Below are 25,038 nucleotides of genomic sequence, written 5' to 3' on the forward strand. Positions count from 1 at the left end.
ACCGTAATCACGCGGCCAATCCCGTCTCCCGGTGTCGCGTTCGCTTTTCCTGATGCCAAGGAGTGGCCGTAGACCAAAGGCGCCCGTGTACCGGCGCCTTCAACGCCTCATGTTGAAACAACAGGAGAAAGCGCAATGCAACTGAATGACGACGTCGTTTCAGGCTGGCTCAACGGTGCCGACAGCGTGGATGGCTGCGACAACCCGGCCGGTTCGCTTTTCATCTACGGACAGAACGCTACCGATGCGGCGCTCACCTGCGCAGCGCCCACCATGATCACCGGCGGTGGCGGTGAGTGCACCACCACCATTTCCGTGGTCAACCATTGCCTGTGTTGCTGATCTAGCCTGTACCGGCGCGCAGCTGCCATGGCTGCGCGCCGCCTGGATGCATTCCGGACGCTGGGCAGACTGCAGGGGACGCAATGGCCACTACCGCCGCCGCTTCATTCGCACGCATCGTGCGCCACTTCCTGGCCGATATCCTTACGCGCCTGGACCATTCGCTTCTCGATCTCGCGCCTGGGTTGGATCTGGGCGAGATCGACGTGATCCGTGCCGAGGCCGACCTGGCCCTGCATGGCAATGCGCAGTTGAAACTCAATCGCCTGCTGCTGCTTGAACTGCATGCCGCGATCCGCAGCGGTGCGGTTTCCGCGAGCGATCCCATCCTGCAGCTGCAACAGTTCGAGGCTGTCGCCCGCACCGACGCATTTCGGCTGCACCTGGACCAGCGCTACCCGGTGCTGTGGTCGCGCTTCGAGCGCATGCTGCAGGCGCAGAGCGCCGCCATCAGCGAACTGGCCGAACGTATCCGCGCCGACCGCGACCTTCTGCACGGCCTGCTCGAACGCCCCCCCGGCCGCCTGCTCGGCCTTTCGCTGGGCAAGGGTGACCTGCACGCCGGGGGACGCACCGTGGCCAGGCTCACGTTCGACGGTGGCACGGTGATGTACAAGCCGCGCTCGCTGCGCGTGGATGCCACCCTGGATGGCTTCCTCGCCTGCGTGTTCCCCGATGACCCGGACCGGGTGCGGGTGCCCCGCGTGATCGATCGCGGCACCCATGGCTGGGCCGAATTTGCCGACCATCGCTACTGCGCCGACGACCAGGCACTGCAGACCTATTATCGCGGCCTCGGCCATTGGCTGGCCGTTCTACGCCTGATCGGCGGTACCGACATCCACCTTGAGAACCTGATCGCGGTGGGTCCGGTACCGGTGGTGGTGGATTCGGAAAGCGTTTTTTCCAAACCTGTCGAGATCGCCGAGACCGGCTACGGGCAGGCGTACGACATCGCGGTGCGGCTGATGCGCAACTCGGTGCTGCGTACCGGGATCGTGCCCTTCCGCACGGCCGGGCTGGGCATGGAAGGCGTCGATCTCTCCGCAGCGGGCGCGTTGCCGGGCGAGCAGCCCAAGGTGCAGGTGCCGGTGATTGTCGACGATGCCGGCGCCCCGCCCCGCCTCGGCCTGGTGGAAGCCGATTTCGCCGTGGCCCAGAACCACCCGAGCCCGGCGCCGGATGTCTCACGCTTCTGGGACTACATCAGCACCGGCTTCATGCAGGCCAGCCGCCACTTGCGCGCGCTGGATGCGAGCGGCGAACTGGACACGCTGCTGCGCAGCTTCGCTGGCTGCGAGGTGCGTGATGTACGCCGGCCGACCATGGCCTACGCCGAACTCGGTCGCATGCTGTGGCACCCGGCATCCCTGCATGACGAGACGCGGGCGGTCGCCACCGCGACGGACCTGCTGGTCAGGAACGCCGCCGTGGCGCCGGCCGCGTCGGCCGACCCGGTGACGGTGCGGGGCGAGATCGATGCGATGCGCCATGGCGACATTCCCATCTTCACTTCAGTGCTGGATGCCGCACGCATCGACACCGTCGTGGCAGGCTGGCGAGACATGCGGATCGATCTGGAAGAGGTGACCATCCGCAGCACGCTGGTGGCCACCGACCTCAACGAGCATGCGCTGGCACGCGCCGAAGCCCGCGAGGGGTATTCCTATGCCGCCACGGCAGCACACGCGCGCGACCTGGAAGCGCGCCGCCGCCAGCAGGCCGCCGCCGCGGTCGACAACCTGATCCGGCTGTCGATTCGTGGCGCCGACGGCAGCATGACCTGGATCACCCCGGAGATCACCCGCACCGGCTGGACCGTGCAGCCGGTGCAGCCCGACCTCTACTTCGGGTTGGGCGGCATCGCCTTCAGCCTCGCAGGCTACTGGCGGGAAGTGCAGGCCGGTCGGGCCGATGTGGTGCCTGGCCTGGAGGAGGCCATGCACGGTGCCATCCAGGTGTTCGTGACCATGTGCCGCCGCGACCCGGCCGATGCGAGCGGTGGCCTGGTCGGCGCCGGCTCGCGGATCTGGACGCTGCTGGCGCTGCACGACCTGCTGCAGCGCCCGGACCTGCTGGAGCTCGCGCGCGCAACGGCCGAGGGACTGCGTGCAACCGGATTCGAGGCTGTCCCCAAGGCCGAACTGCTCGACGGGGTGGCGGGCGCGATCGTGCCGCTGATCGGGCTGAGCGAAGCCACTGCCGAGAACGCTTGGCTCGATATTGCCGCAGACGCCGCGCGCCGCCTGCAGGCCACCGCCATTGACGACGCTGACGGCGTGCGCTGGCCAACGCCGCAGTTCGAGCAGCCCATCGGCGGCTTCGGGCACGGTGCGATGGGCATCGGCTGGGCGCTGGCACGGCTGGCGTTGACCGACGCGGGCAGCGCGCAGGAGCGCCGTGAGTGGCAGTCGCTTGCCGATGGCGCGTTTGCGTTCCAGGACGCGCTCTACGAACCCGGCACCGGGCGTTGGCGCGATATCCACCTCAAGGAGGGGCAGAAGAACTTCCCCACCTGGTGCCACGGCAGCGTGGGCATCGGGCTGGCCGCGGCCGACCTGCTGGCGCGGACCGGACACTCCGGGTTCCTGCGCATGCTGCGGCGCGCGGTGGCCGATGCCAACGGCAAATGGGGTTTCAGCCATACGCTGTGCCATGGCGATCTGTCCACGCGCGAACTGCTGGTGCGTGCGGCGGCGCTGGATCCGGAAGGATGTCCCTACCCGGTCGACACGGCTGCCGCGGAGATCATCTCTTCCATCGAAGAGCACAACGGCATGGTCGGCGGGCTGACCCGCGCCGCGTTCACGCCCGGGCTGATGATCGGGCTGGCGGGTGCCATCTACGGTTTCAGCCGCATGCATCCGGCGTGCGCGCTGCCCTCGCCGTTGTTGCTGGAACGCGGGAATGGTGCTGCGCCGGCGATTGCCGTGCGCCAGGTGCGGGAGCAGGCGGCGTTGGATGCCGCCTGATTGATCACCATCGCGCCTGCGGCGTTGGGCCGCAGGCGCATTTCAGGGTCGAGCAGGCACGCAGGGCGTGGCTTTAAGGCGCCGGGGCCGAAGGCGTCGACGGAGTTGCCGAAGGCGGCGCGGCTGGCGTGGCGGGAGCTGCGGTTGGCGTGATCCGCCAGATGGTGTTGGCCAGGTCATCGGCCACGATCACCGCGCCGCGCGGATCGACGCTGACGCCCACCGGGCGGCCGCGGGTCTTGCCGTCATCGCCGCGGAAGCCAGTGGCGAAATCGATCGCTTCGCCGGCGGGCTTGCCATCACGGAACGGCACGAACACCACCTTGTAGCCGACCGGCGGATTGCGGTTCCAGCTGCCGTGCTGGCCGACGAAGACACCGTCGGTGAAGTTGCCGCCCACCGCCGGGTTGGCGAACGCCACGCCCAGCGCGGCCACGTGCGAGCCCAGCGCGAAGTCCGGGGTCAGCGCGGACGCCACCTTCTCCGGGTTCTGCGGCATCACCCGGCGGTCCACGTGCTTGCCCCAGTAGCTGTAGGGCCAGCCATAGAAGCCGCCGTCGCGCACCGAGGTGAGGTAATCCGGCACCAGGTTCGGCCCGATTTCGTCACGTTCGTTGACCACCGCCCACAACGTGCCGGTGCCGGGCTGTACGGCGAGTGCCGTGGGATTGCGGATGCCGCTGGCGTAGGTGCGGTGCGCACCGGTCTGCGCATCGATCTCCCAGACCTGGGCGCGGTCGATTTCCGCCGCCATGCCGCGTTCGGTGATGTTGCTGTTGGAACCGATGCCCACGTACAGGTGGGTGCCATCGGCGCTGGCCGCCAGCGACTTGGTCCAATGGTGGTTGATGGCCGACGGCAGGTCGGTCACCTTGGTCGGCGCACCGCTGGCCTTGGTCTGGCCTTCGGTGTAGTCGAAGCGCACCAGCGCATCCTGGTTGGCCACGTACAGGGCGTTCCCCACCAGTGCCAGCCCATAGGGCGCATTGAGCTTGTCGGCAAACACCGTCTTCAGCTCATACACGCCGTCACCATCGGCATCCCGCAGCAGGGTCAGGCGGTTGCCGCTCTTCACCTGCGTATTGCCCTTGGCCTTGATCTTTCCGGCAATCACATCCTTCGGCTTGAGGTTGGGCGCGCTGCCGCCCCGACCTTCGGCTACCAGGATATCGCCGTTGGGCAGCACCAGGGTCTGGCGCGGAATGGCCAGGTCGGTGGCGATTGCCGCGACCTTGAAACCGGCCGGCACGGTGGGCACGGTATCGCCCCACGCGGTCGGCTGGGCAATGGTCATGTCCGGCATCACGCCACGATGGGGCTTGGGCAGTTCCGGGTTGGCGCCGAGCTGCTGCAGCTCCGGGGCCTTGCCACTGCAAGCGGCCAAGGCCACGGCGAGTACGGAAAGTGCGAATACCTTCGGGGCGCGGTTCACAGGACACCTCCCACGCGCACGCGCACACTGGAGAAACCAAGCCAGGTGGCAATCAACGCCAGCACCGTGACGATCACCGACCACAGCAGCGCAGCCGGCATGATCGCCCAGGCATCGCGTGCGTGGTGCAGCGAGTTGATGAAGCCCACGATCCAGGTGACCGCCAGCACGATGACGTAGACGCCGTTACGGCTGCCGCGCACCAGGCCCACCAGGCCGCACACCAGCGCCAACGTGGTCATGACCATCGCCCCGACCAGCAGCCAGGAGGCGAAGTTGCTCCACTGGATTTCGTAGGTGTTCCAGTACGCGTAATCGGCCAGCAGCGCGCCGAGGAACAGCGGCAGCACGCCGCCGAGCACGGCGGCATGGAATGGATGGATGACCCAGTGGCGGGTCACGACGGCGGTTGTGGACACGGCTGTCTCCTGAGGGGAATGCAACCGGTATCCTGCCACCGCCTGCGTGACGGGCGGTTGATGTGCTCAGCGCCAGTCGGCGGGCAGCTTCCGCGTGCGGGTGCGGTACTTCATTGTTCCGTTGCGCAGCGTGCCCTCCGTCGTCTGCAGGTGTTCGCCATCGGGCGACAGCGATTCCTCCCAGCTGGCCACCTGCTGCAGCTGCCCGTCCACGTAACGGTAGGTTTCGGTGGCGTGCGAGCAGCAGCCGCCGCGCGAGGCGGAGATGAGGGTGCGCGTGGCGGGGTCGATGGCCAGCTGTGGCAGGCTCGACAGCGTTGGCTCGAACACGAAGGCCTGGGCCGCCGGGTCGAACAGGTACAGGTTCCGCGTGGCGTTCGGGCCTGCCCCGCCGGCGTAGCCGGGTACGCTCAGGTCCGGCCAGCCGTCGAAGTTGGCGTCCACCAGCTGCACCACGTCAGGGCCGGCGCTCAGCGGCTCGGCATCGATGTCGCGCAGGATCTGCCGGCGCAGGCCGGTCGTGGCGTCCAGGATGTCGATGGCCTGCAGCACTGCTTGATCGTCGTCGGCGGGCGCAACGACCAGCACGAAACGCAGGTGGTCGGTGGTTGCCTGCTGGGGAATACGCACATCCCCGGCGGCAAGATCATCCCGACGGATCCAGCCGGGCGTCGCCGCGCCGTCTGCCGCCACTTCTTCAATGGCGATCCACTCAGCGCCCCTGCTGAGCACACCGGCATAGCGCCCCGCGGCAAGCGTGCCGGATGCCATGCCGTCCCCGGCGCTTCGGTAGACCGGGGTGTCCACGGTCGCCGCGAACACGTCGATGTAGGGTCGTGGTGCCTGCAGGGCGAACCCGTCACGATAGTGGGTGACCTGGTAGTGGTGCACAGACCTGCCGTAAGCGTCGGGCGCACACACGCCGCCCACCGCGCAGGCGCCGATCTCATCCGGGGTGGGCTTGCGGCTGGCGGGAACCTGCTCGGTACGGATCAGCGTTTTCTGGTCGGCCCAGCGCAGCGTGAAGCCGCGTGCGGTCCAGGCCAGTGCCGCCTCGCTGTCCGCGCTGCCAATGTTGGTGCGGCAGAACGGCTGCGCCTCGGAACGTTCGTTCCAATCGGGAAACGCATAGGCCGGGCACAGCCGGTTGGCGCTGTTGATGTCGTAGCGGTACGCCGCATCGGTGACGAATACCAGCTTGTTCAACGCCTCGCCCGGATCGCGCGACACGAAGGCGTAGCGCACCTTCGCCGCGTCGGGAATCGCGGTGGCAAGCAGGTCCTGCTGGATTTCGCCTGCGGCCGGCGGTGCTGCCGTTTCTGCCTGGGGCGCCTCGGGCGAAAGCTGGTAAATGCCGGGCTCCAGCAGCGGTCCCGCTTCGGCATGGGTCGTCAGGATGGCAAGCAACAACGCGGCGTAGCGGATTCTCATGCCGCCATCATGCGTGATGTCCCTAACGCGACGATAGTGGTCCCTATCGCGCGAGACGGCAGCGTGGGTCCGGCTTACCCTCGTGCTCCGCTTGTCCCCCACCAGGTCCAGGCTGGATCACGCGCCACACCCTGGCGGCGTGGCCGGCCGGGACCGCAGCTGTAGTTCCAATGGTCCCATGAGCACAGAAACCCCGCCGTCCGCTTCGCCCGTCGCCCCTGCTTCGCCGGTACTGCCCGCCGCTTCCGATCCCGCCCACCAGGGCTTTGCGATCCGCATCGTGGGTGCCGCCGCGTTCGCGCACCTGCTCAACGACATGATCCAGGCCGTGCTGCCGGCCGTGTACCCGATGTTCAAGAGCCAGTTCGCGCTGACCTTCGGCCAGATCGGCACCATCGCGCTGGTCTACCAGTTCACCGCCTCGCTGCTGCAGCCGTGGGTGGGCATGTACACGGATAAGCGCCCGCTGCCCTACCTGCTGCCCTCCGGCATGATCGCCACCTTCGTCGGCATCGGCATGATGGCCATGGCCAGCAGTTACGAAATGCTGCTGCTGGCCGCCGCCGTGGTGGGCGTGGGCTCGGCCACGTTCCACCCGGAAGCTTCGCGGGTGGCGCGCATGGCCTCGGGCGGGCGTTTCGGCACCGCGCAGTCCACCTTCCAGGTCGGCGGCAATACCGGCTCGGCCATCGGCCCGCTGCTGGCCGCTGCCGTGGTGATTCCGCACGGCCAGCGCGCCATCGGCTGGTTCCTGCTGATCGCCGCCGTGGCCATCTTCGTGCTGTTCCGGCTGACCGGTTGGACCGTGCGCCACGGCCAGGCAAAGATGAACAGCCTGGCGCGCTCGCATGGCATCGGCCTGAGCCGCGGCAAGGTGGTGCAGGCCATCGCGGTGATCGCGGTGCTGATGTTCGCCAAGTTCGTGTACATCGCCTCCATCACCAACTACTTCACCTTCTACCTGATCGAACGTTTCCACCTGAGCGTGCAGCAGAGCCAGATGTACCTATTCGTGTTCCTGGCGTCGATCGCGCTGGGCACCTTCATCGGTGGCCCGGTGGGTGACCGGATCGGGCGCAAGGCAGTTATCTGGATTTCGTTCCTCGGCGTGGCGCCGTTCGCGCTTGCCCTGCCCTATGCCAATCTGATGGGCACCGCGGTGCTGGCCGTTGCCGTCGGGCTGGTGATGTCATCTGCGTTTGCCGCGCTGGTGGTGTATGCGCAGGAAGCGGTGCCGGGGCGTGTCGGGATGGTGTCCGGGCTCATGTTCGGGCTGATGTTCGGTATCGGTGGGATCGGCGCGGCTGGGTTGGGGAAGCTGGCTGACATTCACGGGATCGTGTGGGTGTACCACTTCACCTCGTTCCTGCCGTTGTTGGGGTTGGCTACTGCGTTTCTGCCGAAGACCAACGGGCGGTGACAGAGTTGCCGACTAACAGTCGGCACTACCGTCGGCACTACCGTCGGCAGTATCTTCGGCATTACCGTCGGCGGTACCGTCGGCAGTGGCGTCGGCAGTATCGTCGGGACCACCGTGGCAGTACCGTTTTGCGTCAGACGTTTCGTGTTATTGGAAGAACTGGCTGGGCAGCTGGCCGAATCGCTTCTTGAACATGGCGGTGAACGCGCTGGGGCTGGCGTAGCCTTGCGACAGCGCTACGTCGATGACCTTCTCGCCATGGGCGAGGCGTTCGAGGGCGCGGACGAGCCGGATCTGCTGGCGCCATTGACCGAACGTCATGTGCAGTTCGCGCGCGCACAGGCGCTGGATCGTCTTGGCGTCCACGCCGAGGCGAACGGCCCAGTCCTGCAGCGTGGAAGCGTCGTCGGGCGCGGCGTCCCAGTGCTGCGCGATCTGCTGCAGGCGCGGGTCGACCGGTTCCGGAACATGCAGTGGCAGCACCGGCAGCGCCTGCAGTTCGTCCAGGATCAGCTGCATGAGATGGCCGTCGCGTGAGTCCGGGACGTAGGGCTGCTCCACGATGGCGGCCGCACCGATCAGTTCGGCCAGCAAGGGTGTGATCGACACGGTCGCTGCGCTGGGCGGCGCATCGGCGATGGCCTGCGGCAGGATGTACAGGCTGCGCATGCGCACCGCGCCGATGCAGCTCACCTTGTGGCCGATCCCGGCCGGCATCCAGATCGCGCGCGTGCTGGGCACCACCCAGCGGCCGGCGCCGGCCTGCACCACCAGCACGCCGGAGGCGGCGTAGACCAGCTGGTGGCGGTCCGGATGGTGGTGCAGCGGAATCACCGTGCCGGCGGCGTAGTCGCGCGCCCGGCACAGCACGGCGGACTCGGGGCCCAGCGGCAGACGCTGGCCTGCAGCGTCGACCGGCGGGATGTCTTTTTTCCGATGAGGCATGGGCAGATACCGCGAAACAACCACCCCGCAACTCTAGCCCCGCCCGCGCCGCCACTCAACCACACGCTCACGGCACGCGCCCTACCCTGCACCCATGCGTCGTTTCGCCCAAGCCATTGCCGAGCCGGAATCGGTCCCCGACGGACTGCCGCGCGGGCTCGCCACTGCCGTGGCCGCAGCGCCGGACCGCTACAACATCGGCAAGGGGTCCACGGCATCGGTGCTGGCCCGCAATGCCGATGGCGAGCTGATCGTGACCGACATGGTCTGGGGCCTGGTGCCGCGCTGGTCGAAGACGCCGGATACGCCGTACACCACCGTCACCGCCCGCCTGGACCGGGCGCCGGGCAGCCGTATCTTCTCCAACGCCTGGGCCGAACGCCCGTGCGTGATTCCGATGACCGGGTACTACAAGCTGGACCGCCAGCGCCGGCCGCCGTGGCCGCTGTTCGTGCAGCGGCGCGATGGCCTGGCCCTGTTGGCCGCCGGCCTCTGGGAGCATTGGGAGGACGGCGACGGCCACGCGATGGATTCCTTCAGCGTGCTCACCGCTCCCAACCGCGCCATTCCGGAGCCACTGACCCCGGATGGGCCGGTGTTCCTGCCCGCCGAGCTGGCACTGGCCTGGCTTTCCGGTGCCGCCAACACCCCTGCCTCGCTGCGGGTACGCTCGCCGGCACTGGAGGCGTATCCGGTCGGACGCGCCTTCCGCGACCTCAAGCGCGACGACTACACGCTGCTGGAACCGGTCGACCCGGACCTGGAAACGACATCGCCGCCCCCGGTGGACGGGGACGGCGATCGCTGGGACGAGGACAGCTGAGCGGCGTCAGCGCGACATCGAGTACGGCTGTTCCGCGCCCTGCCCCGGCCATGCCTTGTTCGGCGTTGCCTGCAGGGTGAAGTGCAGTTCGCCGCCGGCCAGGATTTCCGCATGGCGCAGGAACGTGCGGTTCAACGGCTTGCCGTTGAGCGTCACCGAACCCACGTACTCGTGGCCCTTGCCCATGCCGTCGGTGGTGATGCGGAAGGTCTTGCCGTTGGGCAGGTTCAGCACCGCCTTGGGCAGGAACGGGCGGCCGATGATGTACTCGGCGCTTCCCGGTGCCACCGGGTAGAAGCCCAGCGCGGTGAACACGTACCAGGCCGACATCTGGCCCAGGTCGTCATTGCCGGCCAGGCCATCGGGGCGGTCGGCGTACTGGGTGTCCATGATCTGCTTCAAGCGCGCCTGCGCGCGCCACGGCTGGCCCGCATATGAGTACAGGTAGGCGACGTGGTGGCTGGGTTCGTTGCCGTGCGCGTACCAGCCGATCAGGCCGGTGATGTCTTCCATGTGTTCGAAGATGGACGGATCCACCTTGGCATCGAACACCGCATCCAGCCGCGCCAGCAGCTTGTCGGCGCCGCCGTGCACCTCGGCCAGGCCGGCCACGTCCTGCGGCACGTACCAGGAATACTGCCAGGCGTTGCCTTCGGTGTAGTCGGTGCCGTAGCCGCTGGCGCTGGGATCGAACGGGGTGCGGAAGCTGCCGTCACGCTTGCGCGCGCGCATGAAGCCGGTTTCGGCGTCGAAGGCGTGGCGCCAGTTGCCGGCGCGCTTGTCGAACTCGGCCGCCACATCCGTCTTGCCCATGGCCGTGGCCATGCGTGCGATGGTCCAGTCGTCGAAGGCATACTCCAGGGTCTTGCTGGCCGCTTCGCCCTCTTCGTCGATCGGCACCCAGCCCAGCTCGCGGTACTGCGCGATGCCATCGTACGGGCCGTAGTTGGCGGTGGCCACCATCGCCTGCAGCGCCTTGTCGGCGTCGAAGCCACGAATGCCCTTGACGTAGGCATCGGCGATCACCGGCACGGCGTGGTAGCCGATCATGCACCAGGTTTCCTGGCCGTGGAACGCCCACACCGGCAGCATGCCGTAGGCACTGTTGTGCTGGTGCGCGAGCAGCGAATTGACCATGTCGCTGGTGCGCTGCTCCGGCTGCACCAGGGTCAGCAGCGGGTGCAGGGCGCGGTAGGTGTCCCACAGCGAGAAGGTCGAGTAGTTGGTATAGCCCTCGGCGCGGTGCACGGCGTTATCCGAGCCGCGGTACTGGCCATCCACGTCCATGAACAGGGTCGGGCCGAGCAGGCTGTGGTACAACGCGGTGTAGGCGCTGCGTTTGTCATGCGCCGGGGCCTCGATGTCCAGCACCGACAGCGCCTGCTGCCATTGCGTGCGGGCGTCGGCGCGGATGCGGTCGAAGTTCTGGTCTTTCGTTTCGGCGTCGAGGTTGGCGATGGCGCCGGCTTCGCTCACCGAGGAGATCGCCACGCTGACCACCAGCGGCGCATCGAGCTTGCCGAAGTCGAACGTACCGACCAGCTGGCGGCCTTCGATCTGCGGGCGCTGCTCCGGGTGGTTCTGGCCCGGCGGCGGGAAGCCCTTGTAGGCGATGTCGGTTTCCGTGTTGTGCAGCGCGTGCCCGGTGAGCGGGCGCGAGAACCGCATGGCGAAATACAGCTGCCGGCCCGGTGCCCAGCCACGGGTTTCGCGGAAGCCGGTCACGGTGCCGTCCTCGCGCAGGCGCAGGCGCGACCACAGGATCTTGCCGGGGTAGTCGTACAGGCTGGTGCGCAGGTCGAGCAGCAGCTTGGCTTCCTCGCCCTTCGGGTAGGTGTAGCGATGCACGCCGGTGCGGGCGCTGGCGGTGAGCTCGGCGCGGACCTTGTAGTCCTGCAGCGTCACGGCGTAGTAGCCGGGCTCGGCTTTTTCATCCTTGTGGTCGAAGCGCGAGGCGTAGCCGCTGCGCGGCTTTTCCGGATCGCCACGCTCCAGGCCGGGGTCGCCGGTGAACGGCATCACCAGCACATCGCCCAGGTCGGAATGGCCGCTGCCGGAGAAGTGGGTGTGCGAGAAGCCGACGATGCTGCTGTCGTCGTGGCGGTAGCCGGCGGCCCAGTCGTAGGCCTTTTCGCGCGGCTGGATGCGGGTGTCCGGGCTGAGCTGGACCATGCCGAAGGGCACCGTCGCGCCGGGATAGGTATGCCCTTCGCCCCCGGCACCAATGAATGGATCCACGGCGGCGTAGGCGCGTTCGCCTGCGCTCTGCGGCGCCGCTGCTGCGGTGCCTGCCACCAGCATGGCGCCCATGGCCAGTGCCACCAACCCCGACTTCCCCGCTCTGCTCATATGGATTTAGATCGATTCAAGGTGAACCGATCCTAGCATTGGTTGTCCCCGCGCCGCATGTTGCGGCGCGGGGGTGTCGCTTGGGGGGGGGTGGCTGGGGGCAGGCTTCGGGCGGCGTCGGTGGTTTTAGATGGCGCCAGACACGCGTGGCGTGTCGCTACGGGTCGCTTCCGGGAGGGTGGGTTGCGTGGCGTCTACGGTCACCGGCTCGTCGCTGCGCAGCAGGGCGTGGGCTTCGGCTTCGCTGGCTACCGCCGGCGGCGAGCCGCGCAGTGGCAGGTTGGCGGTTTCGTTGACGAACAGCATGGTGACCAGGCCGATCACCGCCGCGCCCATCAGGTAGTACGCCGGCACCAGCGGGTCGCCGGTGCGCTCCACCAGCCAGGCGGTGATCAGCGGCGTGGTGCCACCGAACAGCGACACCGACACGTTGAACGCGATCGACAGCGCGCTGTAGCGCACCGGGGTGTAGAACAGCGCCGGCAGCGTGGACGGCATGGAACTGGTGAAACACACCAGCGCCAACCCAAGCAGCATCAGGCCGAGGAAGATCAGCCCGTCGTGGCCGCTGCCCACCAGCAGCAGGCACGGAATGGCCAGCGCGAACAGCGCGATGCACGCGCCGATGATCATCGGCCGACGGCCCAGGCGGTCACTGAACAACCCGCCCACCACGTTGAGCGGCATCATCACCAGCATCACGATGATGATCAGCAGCAGGCCCTTGCTCTCGGCATAGCCCATGGTCACGCTCAGGTAGCTGGGCATGTAGGTGAGCAACATGTAGTCGGTGACGTTGAATACCAGCACCAGGCCCACGCACTTGAGCAGCTGCGGCCAATGCACGCGCAGCAGCGCGCCCAGCCCCGGGCGTTCGAGGTCGCGTTTGTCGGCCTCTTCGGCATAGGCGCGGAAGGCCGGGGTCTCTTCCAGCTTCATGCGCATGTACAGGCCGAGCAGGCCCAGCGGGCCGGCGATCAGGAACGGCAGGCGCCAGCCCCAGTCCAGCATCTGCGTGCTGCTCAAGGCCATGTGCAGCACGGTCACCGTGGCCGCACCGGCGATGTAGCCACCCAGCGTGCCGAACTCGAGCCAGCTGCCCATCAGGCCGCGGTTGCGGTCGGTGGAATATTCGGCGATGAACGTGGCCGCGCCGCCGTATTCGCCGCCGGTGGAGAACCCCTGCACCAGGCGCGCAAGCAGCAGCAGGGCCGGGGCCCACATGCCGATGCTGTCGTAGGACGGAATCAGGCCGATGCTGAAGGTGCCCAGCGCCATCAGGATCATGGTGAAGGCCAGCACTTTCTGGCGGCCGTATCTGTCACCCAGCGGGCCGAACACCAGCCCACCCAGCGGGCGGACCAGGAACGCCACGGTGAAGGTGGCGAAGGTGGCGATCAGCTGCGCGGTCGGGCTGCTGGCGGGGAAGAACACCTGGCCGAGCGTGACCGCAAGATAGCCATACACACCGAAATCGAACCATTCCATCGCATTGCCGAGCGCGGCGGCACCCACGGCTTTCTTGAGCATGGGGCGATCGACCACGGTGACTTCGTCGACCTTCATCTGGCGGCGGCGCTTGAACCACCCGAAATGGGCATGTGCGGCATGCAGTTCCTGCATCTGCTTTCTCCTGGAAGCAGGGTCATCAACGCACCCGAGGTCCCGCGCAAGGCACAGGTAAACACCGCCTCTGGAAGAACGCGGCACGAGGCGCGAAGAGGGGTAACAACAGGCGTTCCCGGACGGCCGCGTGGTACACCACGGCGCTGCAGGAAGGATGACCGAGAGACGGGCAATGGCCCGAGGCAATGATCAAGCGCACATGTTACCACAGTGTGTGCAGGTGGCCTTTATCGATTCTTCACATGCTGTCCAAACGCCTTGTTTCAAGGCGTTTTTCAGCCATTGGTAAAGTTGGGGCAATCGTTGACGTCCATTGGTATAGTCGGTTCCCGAACGACTGCCCTCAGCGCTTCCGCGTTCGGTAACGCATGGACTGTGCCGAGGCAGAAGCGTGATGTCGCCGACGGTCATGCCGTAATCGAATGTTGGCAATTCCACGGCGGTCGATTGGGATGCGACCCTACCGCTCTGCATCAGGCCCCGCTTTGCAGTTCCATCGCGCGCATCACGATCGGCTTGGCCCAATCGGGCGTCTGCAGCAGATCGATCACCGTGACCGGAAAATGCAATCCCTCGCGATCCAGCTGCAGCAGCGGCAGCGGTGCCGCCCTGCCCTTTGCATCGGCGGGCGCGCTGTTGTCGTACACATGCAGCTCGGCAAGATGCGGCAGCAGTTCGATCAGGTTTTCGCGCGCGGAATCGAAACGTGCGCGGATCTTGTCGTGCGGAATATCGTGTCCGCCCTGGCTGACCCGATCCGCCACGCGTTCGATGTGCAGCGCCACGCTGTGCAGGCCGCAGAACCAGATCGCCACGTCATGGGTCTGGCAGGCATCGCGCAGGAGGCGCGGAATGGTATTGCCGCCGAGCGTGGTTTCAAACGCAAAGTCGGTGCCATCGGCCATCGCCTGGCGCAGCCGGCGCGCGCCCTCGCTCCATGCTGCGGCGTTGGCCTCGTCCAGCGGCCAGCCCTGCTCCACCAGCCGCCGGGTGAAGCTGTCCGGATTGAACCAGGTCAGCCCGGCGTCGCGCAGCCATGTGCCCAGCAGCGAGCTTTTACCGGCGCCATTGACGCCGGCCAGTACCAGGATCCGCGCCACCGATCAGAGCGACGGGCCAAGGGCGGTCCTGCGCCCGCGACGGATCGGCTGGCCCATCACCTTGCCCAGCCCACCGTCGGTATTGAGGCTGGCCAGGGTGGTATCGAACTCCGCACGCAGGCGATCCAGCTCCCCTTGGCGCGCGTCATCCGGGTTGCCTGCCGCGCGGGCCAGCAGCTCCTGGTAGGCCTTGATGTCCACGATCACCGCTTCGGGGTGGTTGTGGTTGGTGATCACCAGGGCCTGCTTTTCGCGCACGGTGCGCATCAGGCTCGGCCAGCCCCGGGTCTTCACCGATGACGCAGTGGCCTTTTCAAGGCCGGGAACATCCAGGGGCAGGCTCATGACGGACATCCAGCGGAGGGATGTGGCCACTATACCCCTTTTGGGTAAATTGGGAATAAAGGGATATTCATCTACCCGAGGGCGCGTTCGAGGGCATCCATATCTCCCTGGGCGGTCGGGCGCACCACGCGCGCGACCTCCTGCCCGTCGCGCAGCAGGACCAGCGTGGGCCAGAGCTTGACCGTGAAGGCGCGCCCCAGAGGGCGCCCCTTGCCGTCTTCGACCTTGCGGTGGTCGAGGCCGTGTTTTTCAACAAAGTCCCTGACCACCGGCTGCGCCGCCGCGCAATGCCCGCACCAGTCCGTGCCGAATTCCAGCAGCTGCCAGCCCGTGCCGGCCTCTACCTCGGCACGGGCAGGCTCCAGCAGATCGGTGAACCTGCGTGCGTAGGCCATGGCTCAGGCCGCCAGGGCGCGCTGGATGTCGTCCAGCGTGGAATTGGTGTAGTCCTTGGCGATCTCCTTCAGCATCCGACTCTGTACTTCCTTGTGCAGCTGCGGCCGGATGTGGCCCAGCGTGGTCGGGTCGGCGATCAGGATCAGGTGCTCATAGCGGTGCTTGAGTGCGTGATCGTTCAACTGCTGCGCCAGCTGTTTGGCGAAGGTGGCTTCATTGAGCTGGGAAATGCTCATGTCCTTGGGCACTGCGCCGGATGGCCCCTGGCCGGAGACGCCTTCGGCGCTGATGTCCTTGACCTCCAGTTCCTCCTCCTGCTTCAGCTGCAGCGTGCGGCCGTCGCCCACATTGGTGAACACGCGGGCCGAGCCGCCATCAGCGACGATGACGAGGGTACCTTTGGGGATCTGCAGGGTGGACATGGTTGAACTCCTTGGATGGAAAAACGGGCGATGTGTTGGCCCGCCCCCACCGTAGGGAAACGGATGTAAGCGCGGTGCATAGGCGCGTGTTCACCGTGTATGCAAGGGCATTCAGGGAGTCGGTCGGTCATTACAGTGTAAAATTCGCGGTTTTTGACCGGAACCATGGCGAAGAAGCAGCACCGCACGCCTGTCCCCGGCCCGCCCTTCATCCGGTTGCTGGCGGCGCTGGCCGACCGCAATGCCCCGCGTACCGGGCCCGACCTGTCCGACCGGCTCAGCCAGTGGATCGACTGGACCCGGGCCGTGGCGCTGTCGCGCGCGCTCGACGGACGGCTGCCGGCCGTGGCAGACGCCGCACCCGGTTCCGTCGAGACGCTTGACGAGGAATGCGCGCGGGTACGCGCCGCCCTGGTTGAAAGCATCACCGCCCCGCCGGCGGCAGGGAAACCGGCCGCGACCGACGCCACCGCCTACCGCCAGCGCTGTCTCACCGCGCAGCGCGCCATGCTCACCGCCACCGGGCGCCTGCGCGGCCTGCTGCGGGACCGGCTCAGTGCCGGGCCCGGCGAGCTGCCCCGGTTGGCCGAGGTGGACGCCGCCATGGAGCAGGCACTGAGCCCGCGCGAGCAGCAGCTGCTGGCCAGCGTGCCGGCCCTGCTCGGCGCCCATTTCGAGCGCCTGCGCGACGACGCCGGCACCGCTGAGGTCGATCCCGACAGCGGCTGGCTGCACTTGTTCAGGAACGACATGCAGACCGTGCTGCTGGCCGAGCTGGATGTCCGTTTTCACCCCATCGAAGGCCTGCTTGCAGCGCTTCGCCCCCACTAACCGGGCTGTCATGTTCAGAACTCCTCTTTACCTCGTTGTTTTCCTTGCCGGCCTGCTGGCGGTGTGCTGGATCGGTGCCGGTTACGTGGGCAGCAACCCGGTCGGCCTGGCCGTGGCGCTGGTGATTGCCGCCTGCTATGTGGCCGGTGCAGTGGAACTGCACCGCTACCGGGCGGCTACCGCAGGGCTCAGCGTCGCGGTGGCTGAGGCGGCGACGGCGCCGGCCACCCTGGCCGAGTGGCTGGAGAAGGTACCGGCAGGCCTGCGCAACGCGGTGCGCCTGCGCGTCGAGGGCGAGCGCGTGGCGCTGCCGGCGCCGGTGCTGACCCCGTATCTGGTCGGCCTGCTGGTGCTGCTCGGCATGCTCGGCACCCTGCTGGGCATGATGGCCACCCTGCGCGGCACCGGGCTGGCACTGGGCAGCGCCACCGACCTGCAGTCCATCCGCGGTTCGCTGGGCGCGCCGGTGGAAGGCCTGGCCGTGGCGTTCGGCACCTCGATTGCCGGCGTGGCCACCTCGGCCATGCTGGGCCTGCTGTCGGCGCTGTGCCGGCGCGAACGCCTGTTGGGCGTGCAGCAGCTGGATACCCGCATCGCCACCACCCTGCACCTGCACTCGCAGGCGTGGCAGCGTGCCGAAGCCTTCCGCCTGCTGCAGGCGCAGGCAGGCCTGATGCCGGCGCTGGTGGACCGCCTGGAAGCGATGAGCGCCGCGATCGAAGCGCAGAGCGGCGCGGCGGGCGAACGCCTGTCGGCCAACCAGGACGCCTTCCATGCCCGCGCCGAGGCCGCCCATGAGCGCCTCGCCGGTTCGGTGCAGGAGGCATTGCAGGCCAGCGTCGCGCAGAGTGCGCGCGCGGTCGGCGAGGCGCTGCAGCCGATCATGGCCGAGACCATGGCCGGCATCAGCCAGCAGACCACTGCCCTGCAGGCCACCGTGGGCGAAGCCGTACGCGCGCAGCTCGACGGCCTGGCCAGTGGCTTCGAAGCCAGCCGCGCCGCCACCAGCGAGACCTGGAACGCTGCGCTCAGCAGTCAGAAGCAGGCGCACGACACCCTGTCCGCAGAACTGCGTTCTACCCTGGCCACGCTCAGCGAACAGCACGACCAGCGTGCCGTGCAGCTTCTGGAAACCCTGGCCGCCCGTCTCGACGCCAGCGTGGATGCATGGACCGGGGCACAAACCGAACAGGCGCAGCGCCATGCCGCCCTTACCCGCGATCTGCGCAGCACGCTTGAGGATTTCAGCCAGCTGCAGGGCGAGCACGGCGCCCGCCTGCTCGATTCGGTGGGTACGCGTCTGGCTGCCTGGGTCGACACCCTCGCCGAGCGCATGGACAGCAGCGCCAGCACCCACGCGCAGGCGTGGCGCGATGCGCTGCAGGGCCAGCAGTCGGTTAACGCCGAGCTGGCCGAACGCAACCAGCAGGCACTGGTCGCGGCCACGGCCAGCTTCGATGGCCATGCGCGTTCGCTGGTGGATGGCCTGCAGGCCTCGCACAGCGGCCTGCAGGATCGTCTGGAAGCCCGCGACGCGCAGCGCCTGGCCACCTGGAGCGATGCCTTCACCCAGCTGTCGGAACAGCTCGGCCAGCAATGGGCCGACAACGGTGCGCAGGTTGCGGCCAGCCAGCAAGCGGTCTGCGAAACCCTGTCGCGTACCGCACACGAGATCGGCACGCAGGCGCAGGCGCATGCGGCCGAGACCATCAGCGAGATCTCGCGGCTGGTGACGCTCGCCTCGGAAGCCCCGAAGGCGGCCGCCGAAGTGGTCGCCGAACTGCGCCAGAAGCTGTCCGACAGCATGGTCCGCGACACCGCCATGCTCGACGAACGCACCCGCCTGCTGGCCACGCTGGAAACGCTGCTGGATGCAGTCAACCACGCGTCCACCGAACAGCGCACCGCCGTGGACGCGCTGGTCAGCACCTCGGCCGATCTGCTGGAGCGCGTGGGCACGCAGTTCACCGACCATATCGCTGCCGAGACCGGCAAGCTGGACGGCGTGGCCGCGCAACTGAGCGGCAGCGCGGTGGAAGTGGCCAGCCTGGCCGAGGCGTTCGGCACTGCGATGCAGAGCTTCGGCACGGCCAGCACCGGGCTGGGTGAGCAGCTGCAGCAGGTGGCCGGCGCGCTGGATGCCTCGATGGCCCGCAGCGATGAGCAGCTGGCCTATTACGTGACCCAGGCGCGTGAAGTGATTGACCTGAGCGTGCTCTCCCAGCAGCAGATCATCGAGGAACTGCAGCAGCTGGCCGGCCGCCGCCGCAGCGCCGGGGCCGCCACCGCATGAGCGACGAGATCGAGCTGGAAGGCGAAACCGGCGCGCCGATCTGGGCCGCCTTCGGCGACCTGATGTCGGTGCTGCTGGGCGCGTTCGTGCTGATCCTGGTCGGCGTGGTGGCGCTGCAGCTGGAGCTGTCGCATCGCCTCGATGAGGAAGTAGCGCAGCGCCAGGCTGAAGCCAAGCGGCGCCAGACCCTGGAACAGGCCTTGGCCGGCCCGCTGGCCGCCGGGCGGGTAACGCTGGTGGATGGCCGCATCGGCATCCGCGGCAGCGTGCTGTTCGCGCTCAATTCCGACCAGCTGCAGCCGGAAGGCCGCGAGCTGCTGCGCAGCCTGGCTGCGCCGCTGGCCGGGTATCTTTCATCGCGCGAAGAGATCCTGATGGTCAGCGGGTTCACCGATGACCGTCCGGTACGCGACAGCAACCGCCAGTTCGCCGACAACTGGGAACTGTCGGCCGAGCGCGCGTTGACCGTGACCCGCACCCTGATCGCCGAAGGCGTGCCGGCCGGTTCGGTGTTCGCCGCCGCGTTCGGTGCCGAACAGCCGGTGGGTTCCAACGCCGACGAAGAAGGCCGCGCACGCAATCGCCGTGTCGAAATGGCGCCGATTCCACGCCCGAAGCCGACCGTGGCGGGCGATGGACGGTAACCGTAGCGTCGTCAGCGACCGGCTCGCGCACTGGCGCGGGCAGCAGCTGGATCGCCACGATCCGGTGCAGTTCGCCTTCCTGGAAGCGCTGCAGCGCCGCGCTCAGCTGGCCAGCGGTTCGCTGCGCGGCGTGCTGGACGCCCGCCTGGAGACGCTGCTGACTGCCTACGCCGAACGCGTGACTGCCGCGCCCGTAGCAAGCACGCCCGCGAAGCGCGCAGAAACGGCGGATACGCTGGCCGCGCTGGGCCAACCGCGCGCCACGCACAACCCCGACTACCCCGCACTGCCGGCCCTGGCCGAGTTCCGCAGTGCGTGGGCCGCGCTGCGCACCGCCGGCCAGGTGCGGCAGACATTGGCGCAGACCCCGAGCGATGGCGGTCCGTTGAACTCCAGCGTGCTGGTGCACCGTGCCATCGGCTGGATGGGCGAGGTGTCGCCCGCGTACCTGCAGCATTTCCTCGCTTACATCGACAACCTGGCCTGGCTGGAGCAGATGCAGCAGCGCGGCACCCTGCCCAGCCGCGACAGCGTGCCCGGCCGCACCCCGGCCAAGCCGCGCCGCAGCCGCACCGCGCGCTAGCCGCGCAGGGTCGCGCCGCCGTCCACGTACAGGTCGCTCATGGCGATGTGGCCGGCCTGGTCGGACAGCAGGAACATCACCGCCTGCGCGATGTCATCCGGGGTGGCCAGCTTGCGTAACGGAATGCCGGCCTTGTAGGTCGCCGGGCTGCCATCGATGACCCGCTGCGCGCCGTGGTCATCGGCCCACATGCCGGTCTGCATCGGGGTCAGCGTCGACCCCGGCGCCACGATGTTGCAGCGGATGCCGTGCGGCGCCAGTTCCAGGCCCAGGCAGCGGGTGAACATGGTCGCCGCCGCCTTCGACGCCGCATATGCGGCCATGCCATGGCGCGGCACGCCGGCGGCATTCGAGCTCACCGTCACGATGGCGCCCTGCCCGCGCGGCACCATTACCCGCGCCAGCGCTCGGCTCAGATGGAAGACCCCATCGGCATTGACCGCAAACACATGGTGCCATTGGGCGTCATCGATGCCGGTGACCTCACCGACCTGCAGCACGCCGGCAACGCTGATGCCGAAGCCGATCGGGCCAAGGGTGGCTTCAACCGCTCCAACCAGTGCGTCAACCGCCGTTGAATCGGTCACGTCCAGTGACCGCGGGTGCAGTCGCGGGTGGGGCGGCAGCGCCGGTGCAGCCAGGTCGGTGGCGACCACCCTGCAGCCGCTGTCCAGCAGCTGCTGGACCAGCGCAGCGCCAATGCCGCCGCTGGCGCCGGTGACCAGTGCAATCGTGTTCTCGAATCCTGTCAGCTTCATGTCCTGTCCTGTCGTTCAAGGCCGTCCCAGTGCTGCAGCCGCGCCGACAGCCACGGCGCCAGCTGCGCCACGGCATCACGGCCGGTCAGCTCGGCATGCAGGAACGGCAGCGGCAATGCGTCCACCCGCGATGCGTGCGCCTGCCACAGGGCAGACTGCAGGTGCGGCCGCTGCGCGTGGTCGTTGCCGGCGCGCACATGCACCAGGGTGCCGGCGAAGTGGCGATGGTGATGCTCGCGGATCAACCGGTTGGTGCCGGTCACCGCGCGCACCACGCCGTCCAGCACGTGCCCGGGCAGGTTGCCCAGCGCGCTGTCGCCACGGCGCAGGAACGCGACGATGCGCTCGCGGCTGTCCAGCTCGGGGTGGCGCTCCGGGTCGTAGCCGGCAATGGCCAACAGCGCACGCAGCGCCGCCACCGGATCCGGCTCGGGTTCCGCGCGCCAGCATTCGCTGGGGTAGGCATCCAGCAGGACCAGCGCGCCCACCACACGCTCCGTCGCCTGCAGGTGCACCGCGATGGCCTGGGCGATGATGCCGCCCACCGACCAGCCCAGCAGGTGCACCGGGCCCTGCGGCTGCAGCGCGAGGATGCGTGCGGCGTAGTCGGCCGCCAGCGCATCGATCCCCACCGGCAGCGGCTGCGCGGGGTCGAGTACCGGCGATTGCAGGCCGTGCACGTCGCGCGCCGGGTGCAGCGCACGGCCCAGCTCGCGGTAGTTCCACGCGATGCCGCCTGCGGGATGGATCACGAACAGCGGCACCCTGCCCGGCTCACCGCGCGCGAGGGTGATCACTGGCCCCAGGCCGTGGTCGGTGTCCTGCAGCGGCACCTCCAGGCGTGCAGCCAACCCCGCCACCGTCGGCGTGGCGAATACCGCACCCAACCCCGGATCCTGCTGCCAATGCTGTTGGATCGCCAGCAGCAGGTGCACGGCCGACAGTGAATCGCCGCCCAGCGCAAAGAAGTCCGCGTCCGCTGCAGCCGGCGTCGCCAGCCCGAGCACCTGCTGGAACAGCGCGGCCAGTGCCTGTTCCGTGGGCGTCTGCGCGCTGCGGCCGGCCGCATGGGTGTCCGGCAGCGGCAGCGCGGCGCGGTCGAGCTTGCCGTTGGCCGTCACCGGCCACGCCTGCACCACCACGATGGCCGCCGGCACCATGTACTCCGGCAGTTGGGTGCCGAGCACGCCGCGCAGGCTGCCTGCGTTTAGTGCGTCACCGGATACGTACGCCACCAGGCGTGCCGGCATGCCCGGGTCCTGGTCGCGCAGCAGCACCTCGGCGCGGGCCACGCCGGGCAGGCCGCGCAACGCGGATTCGATCTCCCCCAACTCGATGCGCAGTCCGCGCAGCTTGACCTGGTGGTCACTGCGGCCCAGGTACTCCAGCGCCCCGTCATCACGCCAGCGTGCCCGGTCGCCGGTGCGGTACAGGCGCCCTTCGGGCACGTGCGGATCGTCGAGGAAGCGCTCGGCGGTCAGGTCCTCGCGCCCGAGGTAGCCACGCGCGAGCTGCACCCCGCCGAGATACAGGTCGCCGGGCACGCCCGCCGGCAGCGCCCGAAGCTGTGCATCCAGCACGTACAGCCGGGTGTTCCAGACCGGATGGCCAATCGGCACCGGGTCCGAACGGTCCTCGCGGGACGCCGGCCAGTAACTGACATCGACCGCTGCTTCGGTGGGGCCGTAGAGATTGTGCAGCTCCGCGTCGACACGCGCGTGGAAGCGGTCGCGCAACCCGGCGTCCAGCGCCTCGCCACTGGTAAACACCTGCTGCAGCGGCAGGCCGCGAAGATCGGGAACGGCCAGCCAGGCATCCAGCATGGACGGCACGAAATGCAGCGTGGTGATGCGTTCGGCCGCGATCAGGCGGGTCAGCGCCTGCGGGTCGCGGTGCAGCCCGGGCGACGCGATCACCAGCGTGGCACCGCTGACCAGCGGCAGGAAGAACTCCCACACCGAAACGTCGAAGGTGGCCGGCGTCTTCTGCAGGATGCGCGCCTCCGGCCCGATCCGGTACTGGGTGCGCATCCATTCCAGACGGTTGACGATGCCGCGGTGTTCCACCACGACGCCCTTCGGCTCGCCGGTGGAGCCGGAGGTGTAGATCACGTAGGCCGCGTCACCCGGCTGCACGGTATCGGGGAGCGCCGCGTCGCTGCAGGTCGCCCATTGCGACGGCGACAGGACTGGCGCGCCCACGAAACGATGGGCGTCGACTGCTTCGGCCAACACGCACTGCGGCTGTGCCGACGCCAGGATCTTCCGTAGCCGCGCATCCGGATGATCCAGGTCCACGGGCAGGTACGCGCCCCCTGCGCGCACCACCGCCACCAGCGCGATCAGCAGCGACAACGAACGCGGCAGGGCCACCACCACGCGCGACTCGCGGGCAACGCCCATAGCCTGCAGCTGCAGCGCCAACGCACGGCTGCGCTGTTCCAGCGCGGCGTAAGTCAGTGCCTCGCCTTCAAACCGCAGTGCGGTTGTGTCCGGCGCGGCGACCAGCTGCTGGTTCAGCAGCGCTGCAAGTGACACATCGGCAACCGCATGCTGCGTGGCATTGACGGTGTGCAGCCAGTGCTGCGCTTCGTCAGGCGTGCACAGCGCAACGTCTGCCAGCAGGCCACCGCGTGCCTGCACGTCGAGCGCGGACGACACGAAATGCAGCAGCCGTCGGGCATGCGCGGTGATCCCCGACCGCGTGTACTGCTGCGGATTGGCCTCGATCTCCAATGCCAGCGACGTCAGTGCATCCCCGCGGAAACCGAAGGTGATGTCGTCCACCGGTCCGGTGCACAGCACCTCCAGCTGCGCCGTGACCCCCGGCCACGGCAGCGGCCGGTAGAACGGCTGCACGTTCACCAGGGCGCCGTGCAGCCGATGCTGCTGGCCGCTCCAGCCCAGGTCGCGGCGGATCTGCTCGCCCCGGTAGCGACCATGCCGGCGGCCCCGCACCAGTGCCCGCGCGGTATCGCGCACCCTGTCGTCGACGCTCTCATCTGCCGTTGCGGACACGCGCAGCGGCAGCACGTTCATCACCATCGCCGGCACCCGTGCCGAGGCGCTGCCCAGCCGCCCCATGTAAGGCACACCGACGGTCACCCCATCGCTGGCCGTCATCCGTCGGCAGTACTCGGCAGTCAACGCGGTGAGCAGGTCCGGCCAGGGCTGGCCCATGGCCTGCGCAGCGGCCAACAGCTGTTCGCGCAGCGGCACGTCGATGGTTTCGGTCAGGCGCAGCGCATCGGCCCTTGCCGCTGCCATGCCACCCCCCAGCCCCTCTGCGGGTGCCGCGTCCTGCATGGTTGCCCGCCAGTAGCCCGCATCGGCCACGCGGCGCTCGCCGATGCGGTACTGCGCGTCTTCGTCCAGCACCGGCCGAAGCGGCTGCAGGGCATCGGTGCTCTCGGCGGCGTACAGCGCACACACCCGGGCACTGAACAGCGCCATGCCATAGCCATCGGTGGCCAGGTGATGCACCCGCAGGTACCACGCGAAACGCTGCGGCCCGAGCACGAACAGGCGCTGTTGGGCCAACCGGTCGCGGCCGGGATCGACCGGCTGCAGGCGGTCGGCCTGCATCACCTCGCGCGCGGCGTGCAGCGGATCGGGCTGGACAGACAGATCCACCACCTGCACACGCGGAACGTGGCTCGGGTCCAGCCACTGCTGCGGCACGCCCGCTTCGTTTTCGGCCGCGCGCAGGCACAGTGCCTCGGCTTCAGCGGCGGCTGCATCGGCGGCCGCACGGAAACGGTCCACATCCAGCGCGCCTTCAAACCACACGACGTGTGCGGTATTGAATGTTGCGGGCGCAGGCGACAAGCGCTGCGCGTACCACAGCCCGGTCTGCGCCTCGCTCAGCGGATACCGTTGCTGCCCTGCGCCCTCGGCGCTGGCCATCT

The 25,038-nt window shown here is 68.3% G+C and carries 20 protein-coding genes; 8 read left to right on the forward strand and 12 right to left on the reverse strand.

Features of this window, described 5'->3' with window-relative positions; translation table 11 throughout:
* Positions 1–135 precede the first annotated feature (135 nt).
* Both AC06E7_RS12190 and AC06E7_RS12195 read left to right on the forward strand, forming a co-directional pair.
* The gene (locus AC06E7_RS12190) at positions 136–342 is read left to right on the forward strand and encodes a DUF6229 family protein (protein ID WP_093535704.1); all 207 of its coding nucleotides are present in this window, start codon (positions 136–138) and stop codon (positions 340–342) included.
* Between the two features lie 83 nt (positions 343–425).
* Positions 426–3,314, forward strand: a complete 2,889-nt coding sequence (locus AC06E7_RS12195; RefSeq protein WP_478064893.1) for a type 2 lanthipeptide synthetase LanM family protein — start codon at positions 426–428, stop codon at positions 3,312–3,314.
* 73 nt (positions 3,315–3,387) lie between these two features.
* Here AC06E7_RS12195 and AC06E7_RS12200 read toward each other — a convergent pair whose 3' ends face one another.
* The 3 genes from AC06E7_RS12200 to AC06E7_RS12210 form a co-directional block, all read right to left on the reverse strand.
* Positions 3,388–4,746: a PQQ-dependent sugar dehydrogenase gene (locus tag AC06E7_RS12200; RefSeq protein ID WP_478064894.1), complete on the reverse strand. Its 1,359-nt coding sequence runs from the start codon at positions 4,744–4,746 to the stop codon at positions 3,388–3,390.
* Positions 4,743–5,165, reverse strand: a complete 423-nt coding sequence (locus AC06E7_RS12205; RefSeq protein ID WP_320459020.1) for a DUF2231 domain-containing protein — start codon at positions 5,163–5,165, stop codon at positions 4,743–4,745. The genes AC06E7_RS12200 and AC06E7_RS12205 overlap by 4 nt, the downstream gene beginning before the upstream one ends.
* Positions 5,166–5,231: 66 nt before the next feature.
* A complete protein-coding gene (locus AC06E7_RS12210) occupies positions 5,232–6,596 on the reverse strand; it encodes an XAC2610-related protein (RefSeq protein WP_478064895.1) in 1,365 nt (454 codons plus the stop codon).
* A 178-nt stretch (positions 6,597–6,774) separates the two neighbouring features.
* On the opposite strand from AC06E7_RS12210, the gene AC06E7_RS12215 reads away from it, so the two are divergent.
* Complete coding sequence (locus AC06E7_RS12215; RefSeq protein WP_478064896.1) at positions 6,775–8,016, forward strand: MFS transporter; 1,242 nt, start codon at positions 6,775–6,777, stop codon at positions 8,014–8,016.
* A gap of 147 nt (positions 8,017–8,163) precedes the next feature.
* Here the strand turns inward: AC06E7_RS12215 and AC06E7_RS12220 are convergent, their stop codons facing one another.
* Positions 8,164–8,961 (reverse strand): AraC family transcriptional regulator, encoded by a 798-nt coding sequence (locus AC06E7_RS12220; RefSeq protein ID WP_210132648.1) that lies wholly within the window; start codon positions 8,959–8,961, stop codon positions 8,164–8,166.
* A 94-nt stretch (positions 8,962–9,055) separates the two neighbouring features.
* Here AC06E7_RS12220 and AC06E7_RS12225 point away from each other — a divergent pair, with 94 nt between their 5' ends.
* A complete protein-coding gene (locus AC06E7_RS12225; protein ID WP_478064897.1) occupies positions 9,056–9,784 on the forward strand; it encodes an SOS response-associated peptidase in 729 nt (242 codons plus the stop codon).
* A gap of 6 nt (positions 9,785–9,790) precedes the next feature.
* Here the strand turns inward: AC06E7_RS12225 and AC06E7_RS12230 are convergent, their stop codons facing one another.
* The 6 genes from AC06E7_RS12230 to AC06E7_RS12255 form a co-directional block, all read right to left on the reverse strand.
* Positions 9,791–12,133, reverse strand: coding sequence for a GH92 family glycosyl hydrolase (locus AC06E7_RS12230; protein ID WP_478064898.1), 2,343 nt, complete (start codon positions 12,131–12,133; stop codon positions 9,791–9,793).
* 126 nt (positions 12,134–12,259) lie between these two features.
* Positions 12,260–13,756 (reverse strand): glycine betaine/L-proline transporter ProP, encoded by a 1,497-nt coding sequence (proP, locus tag AC06E7_RS12235; protein WP_184123412.1) that lies wholly within the window; start codon positions 13,754–13,756, stop codon positions 12,260–12,262.
* 476 nt (positions 13,757–14,232) lie between these two features.
* Positions 14,233–14,859: an ATPase gene (locus tag AC06E7_RS12240; protein ID WP_217538163.1), complete on the reverse strand. Its 627-nt coding sequence runs from the start codon at positions 14,857–14,859 to the stop codon at positions 14,233–14,235.
* 3 nt (positions 14,860–14,862) lie between these two features.
* On the reverse strand, positions 14,863–15,204 hold the full coding sequence (locus tag AC06E7_RS12245) for a type II toxin-antitoxin system prevent-host-death family antitoxin (RefSeq protein ID WP_068852335.1): 342 nt from the start codon (positions 15,202–15,204) through the stop codon (positions 14,863–14,865).
* A gap of 71 nt (positions 15,205–15,275) precedes the next feature.
* A complete protein-coding gene (locus AC06E7_RS12250; protein ID WP_478064899.1) occupies positions 15,276–15,599 on the reverse strand; it encodes a thioredoxin family protein in 324 nt (107 codons plus the stop codon).
* A gap of 3 nt (positions 15,600–15,602) precedes the next feature.
* Complete coding sequence (locus tag AC06E7_RS12255; RefSeq protein ID WP_068852341.1) at positions 15,603–16,022, reverse strand: host attachment family protein; 420 nt, start codon at positions 16,020–16,022, stop codon at positions 15,603–15,605.
* A gap of 165 nt (positions 16,023–16,187) precedes the next feature.
* Here AC06E7_RS12255 and AC06E7_RS12260 point away from each other — a divergent pair, with 165 nt between their 5' ends.
* From AC06E7_RS12260 to AC06E7_RS12275, 4 genes are read left to right on the forward strand one after another with little or no spacing between them, the layout of a single operon-like run.
* The gene (locus AC06E7_RS12260; protein WP_478064900.1) at positions 16,188–16,853 is read left to right on the forward strand and encodes a DUF3348 domain-containing protein; all 666 of its coding nucleotides are present in this window, start codon (positions 16,188–16,190) and stop codon (positions 16,851–16,853) included.
* A 10-nt stretch (positions 16,854–16,863) separates the two neighbouring features.
* Entirely contained in the window at positions 16,864–19,146 is a 2,283-nt protein-coding gene (locus AC06E7_RS12265) for a DUF802 domain-containing protein (protein WP_478064901.1), read from the forward strand.
* Positions 19,143–19,790 (forward strand): OmpA family protein, encoded by a 648-nt coding sequence (locus AC06E7_RS12270; RefSeq protein ID WP_068852349.1) that lies wholly within the window; start codon positions 19,143–19,145, stop codon positions 19,788–19,790. Before AC06E7_RS12265 ends, AC06E7_RS12270 begins: the two co-directional genes overlap by 4 nt.
* The gene (locus AC06E7_RS12275; RefSeq protein WP_478064902.1) at positions 19,780–20,373 is read left to right on the forward strand and encodes a DUF2894 domain-containing protein; all 594 of its coding nucleotides are present in this window, start codon (positions 19,780–19,782) and stop codon (positions 20,371–20,373) included. The genes AC06E7_RS12270 and AC06E7_RS12275 overlap by 11 nt, the downstream gene beginning before the upstream one ends.
* Here the strand turns inward: AC06E7_RS12275 and AC06E7_RS12280 are convergent.
* Both AC06E7_RS12280 and AC06E7_RS12285 read right to left on the reverse strand, forming a co-directional pair.
* Entirely contained in the window at positions 20,370–21,131 is a 762-nt protein-coding gene (locus tag AC06E7_RS12280; RefSeq protein WP_478064903.1) for a 2,3-dihydro-2,3-dihydroxybenzoate dehydrogenase, read from the reverse strand. The two genes, AC06E7_RS12275 and AC06E7_RS12280, sit on opposite strands and share 4 nt — an antisense overlap.
* The gene (locus tag AC06E7_RS12285; protein WP_478064904.1) at positions 21,128–25,036 is read right to left on the reverse strand and encodes an amino acid adenylation domain-containing protein; all 3,909 of its coding nucleotides are present in this window, start codon (positions 25,034–25,036) and stop codon (positions 21,128–21,130) included. Before AC06E7_RS12285 ends, AC06E7_RS12280 begins: the two co-directional genes overlap by 4 nt.
* Positions 25,037–25,038: the final 2 nt, after the last annotated feature.

This window comes from Stenotrophomonas sp. Steno-Z4 (assembly GCF_056393145.1).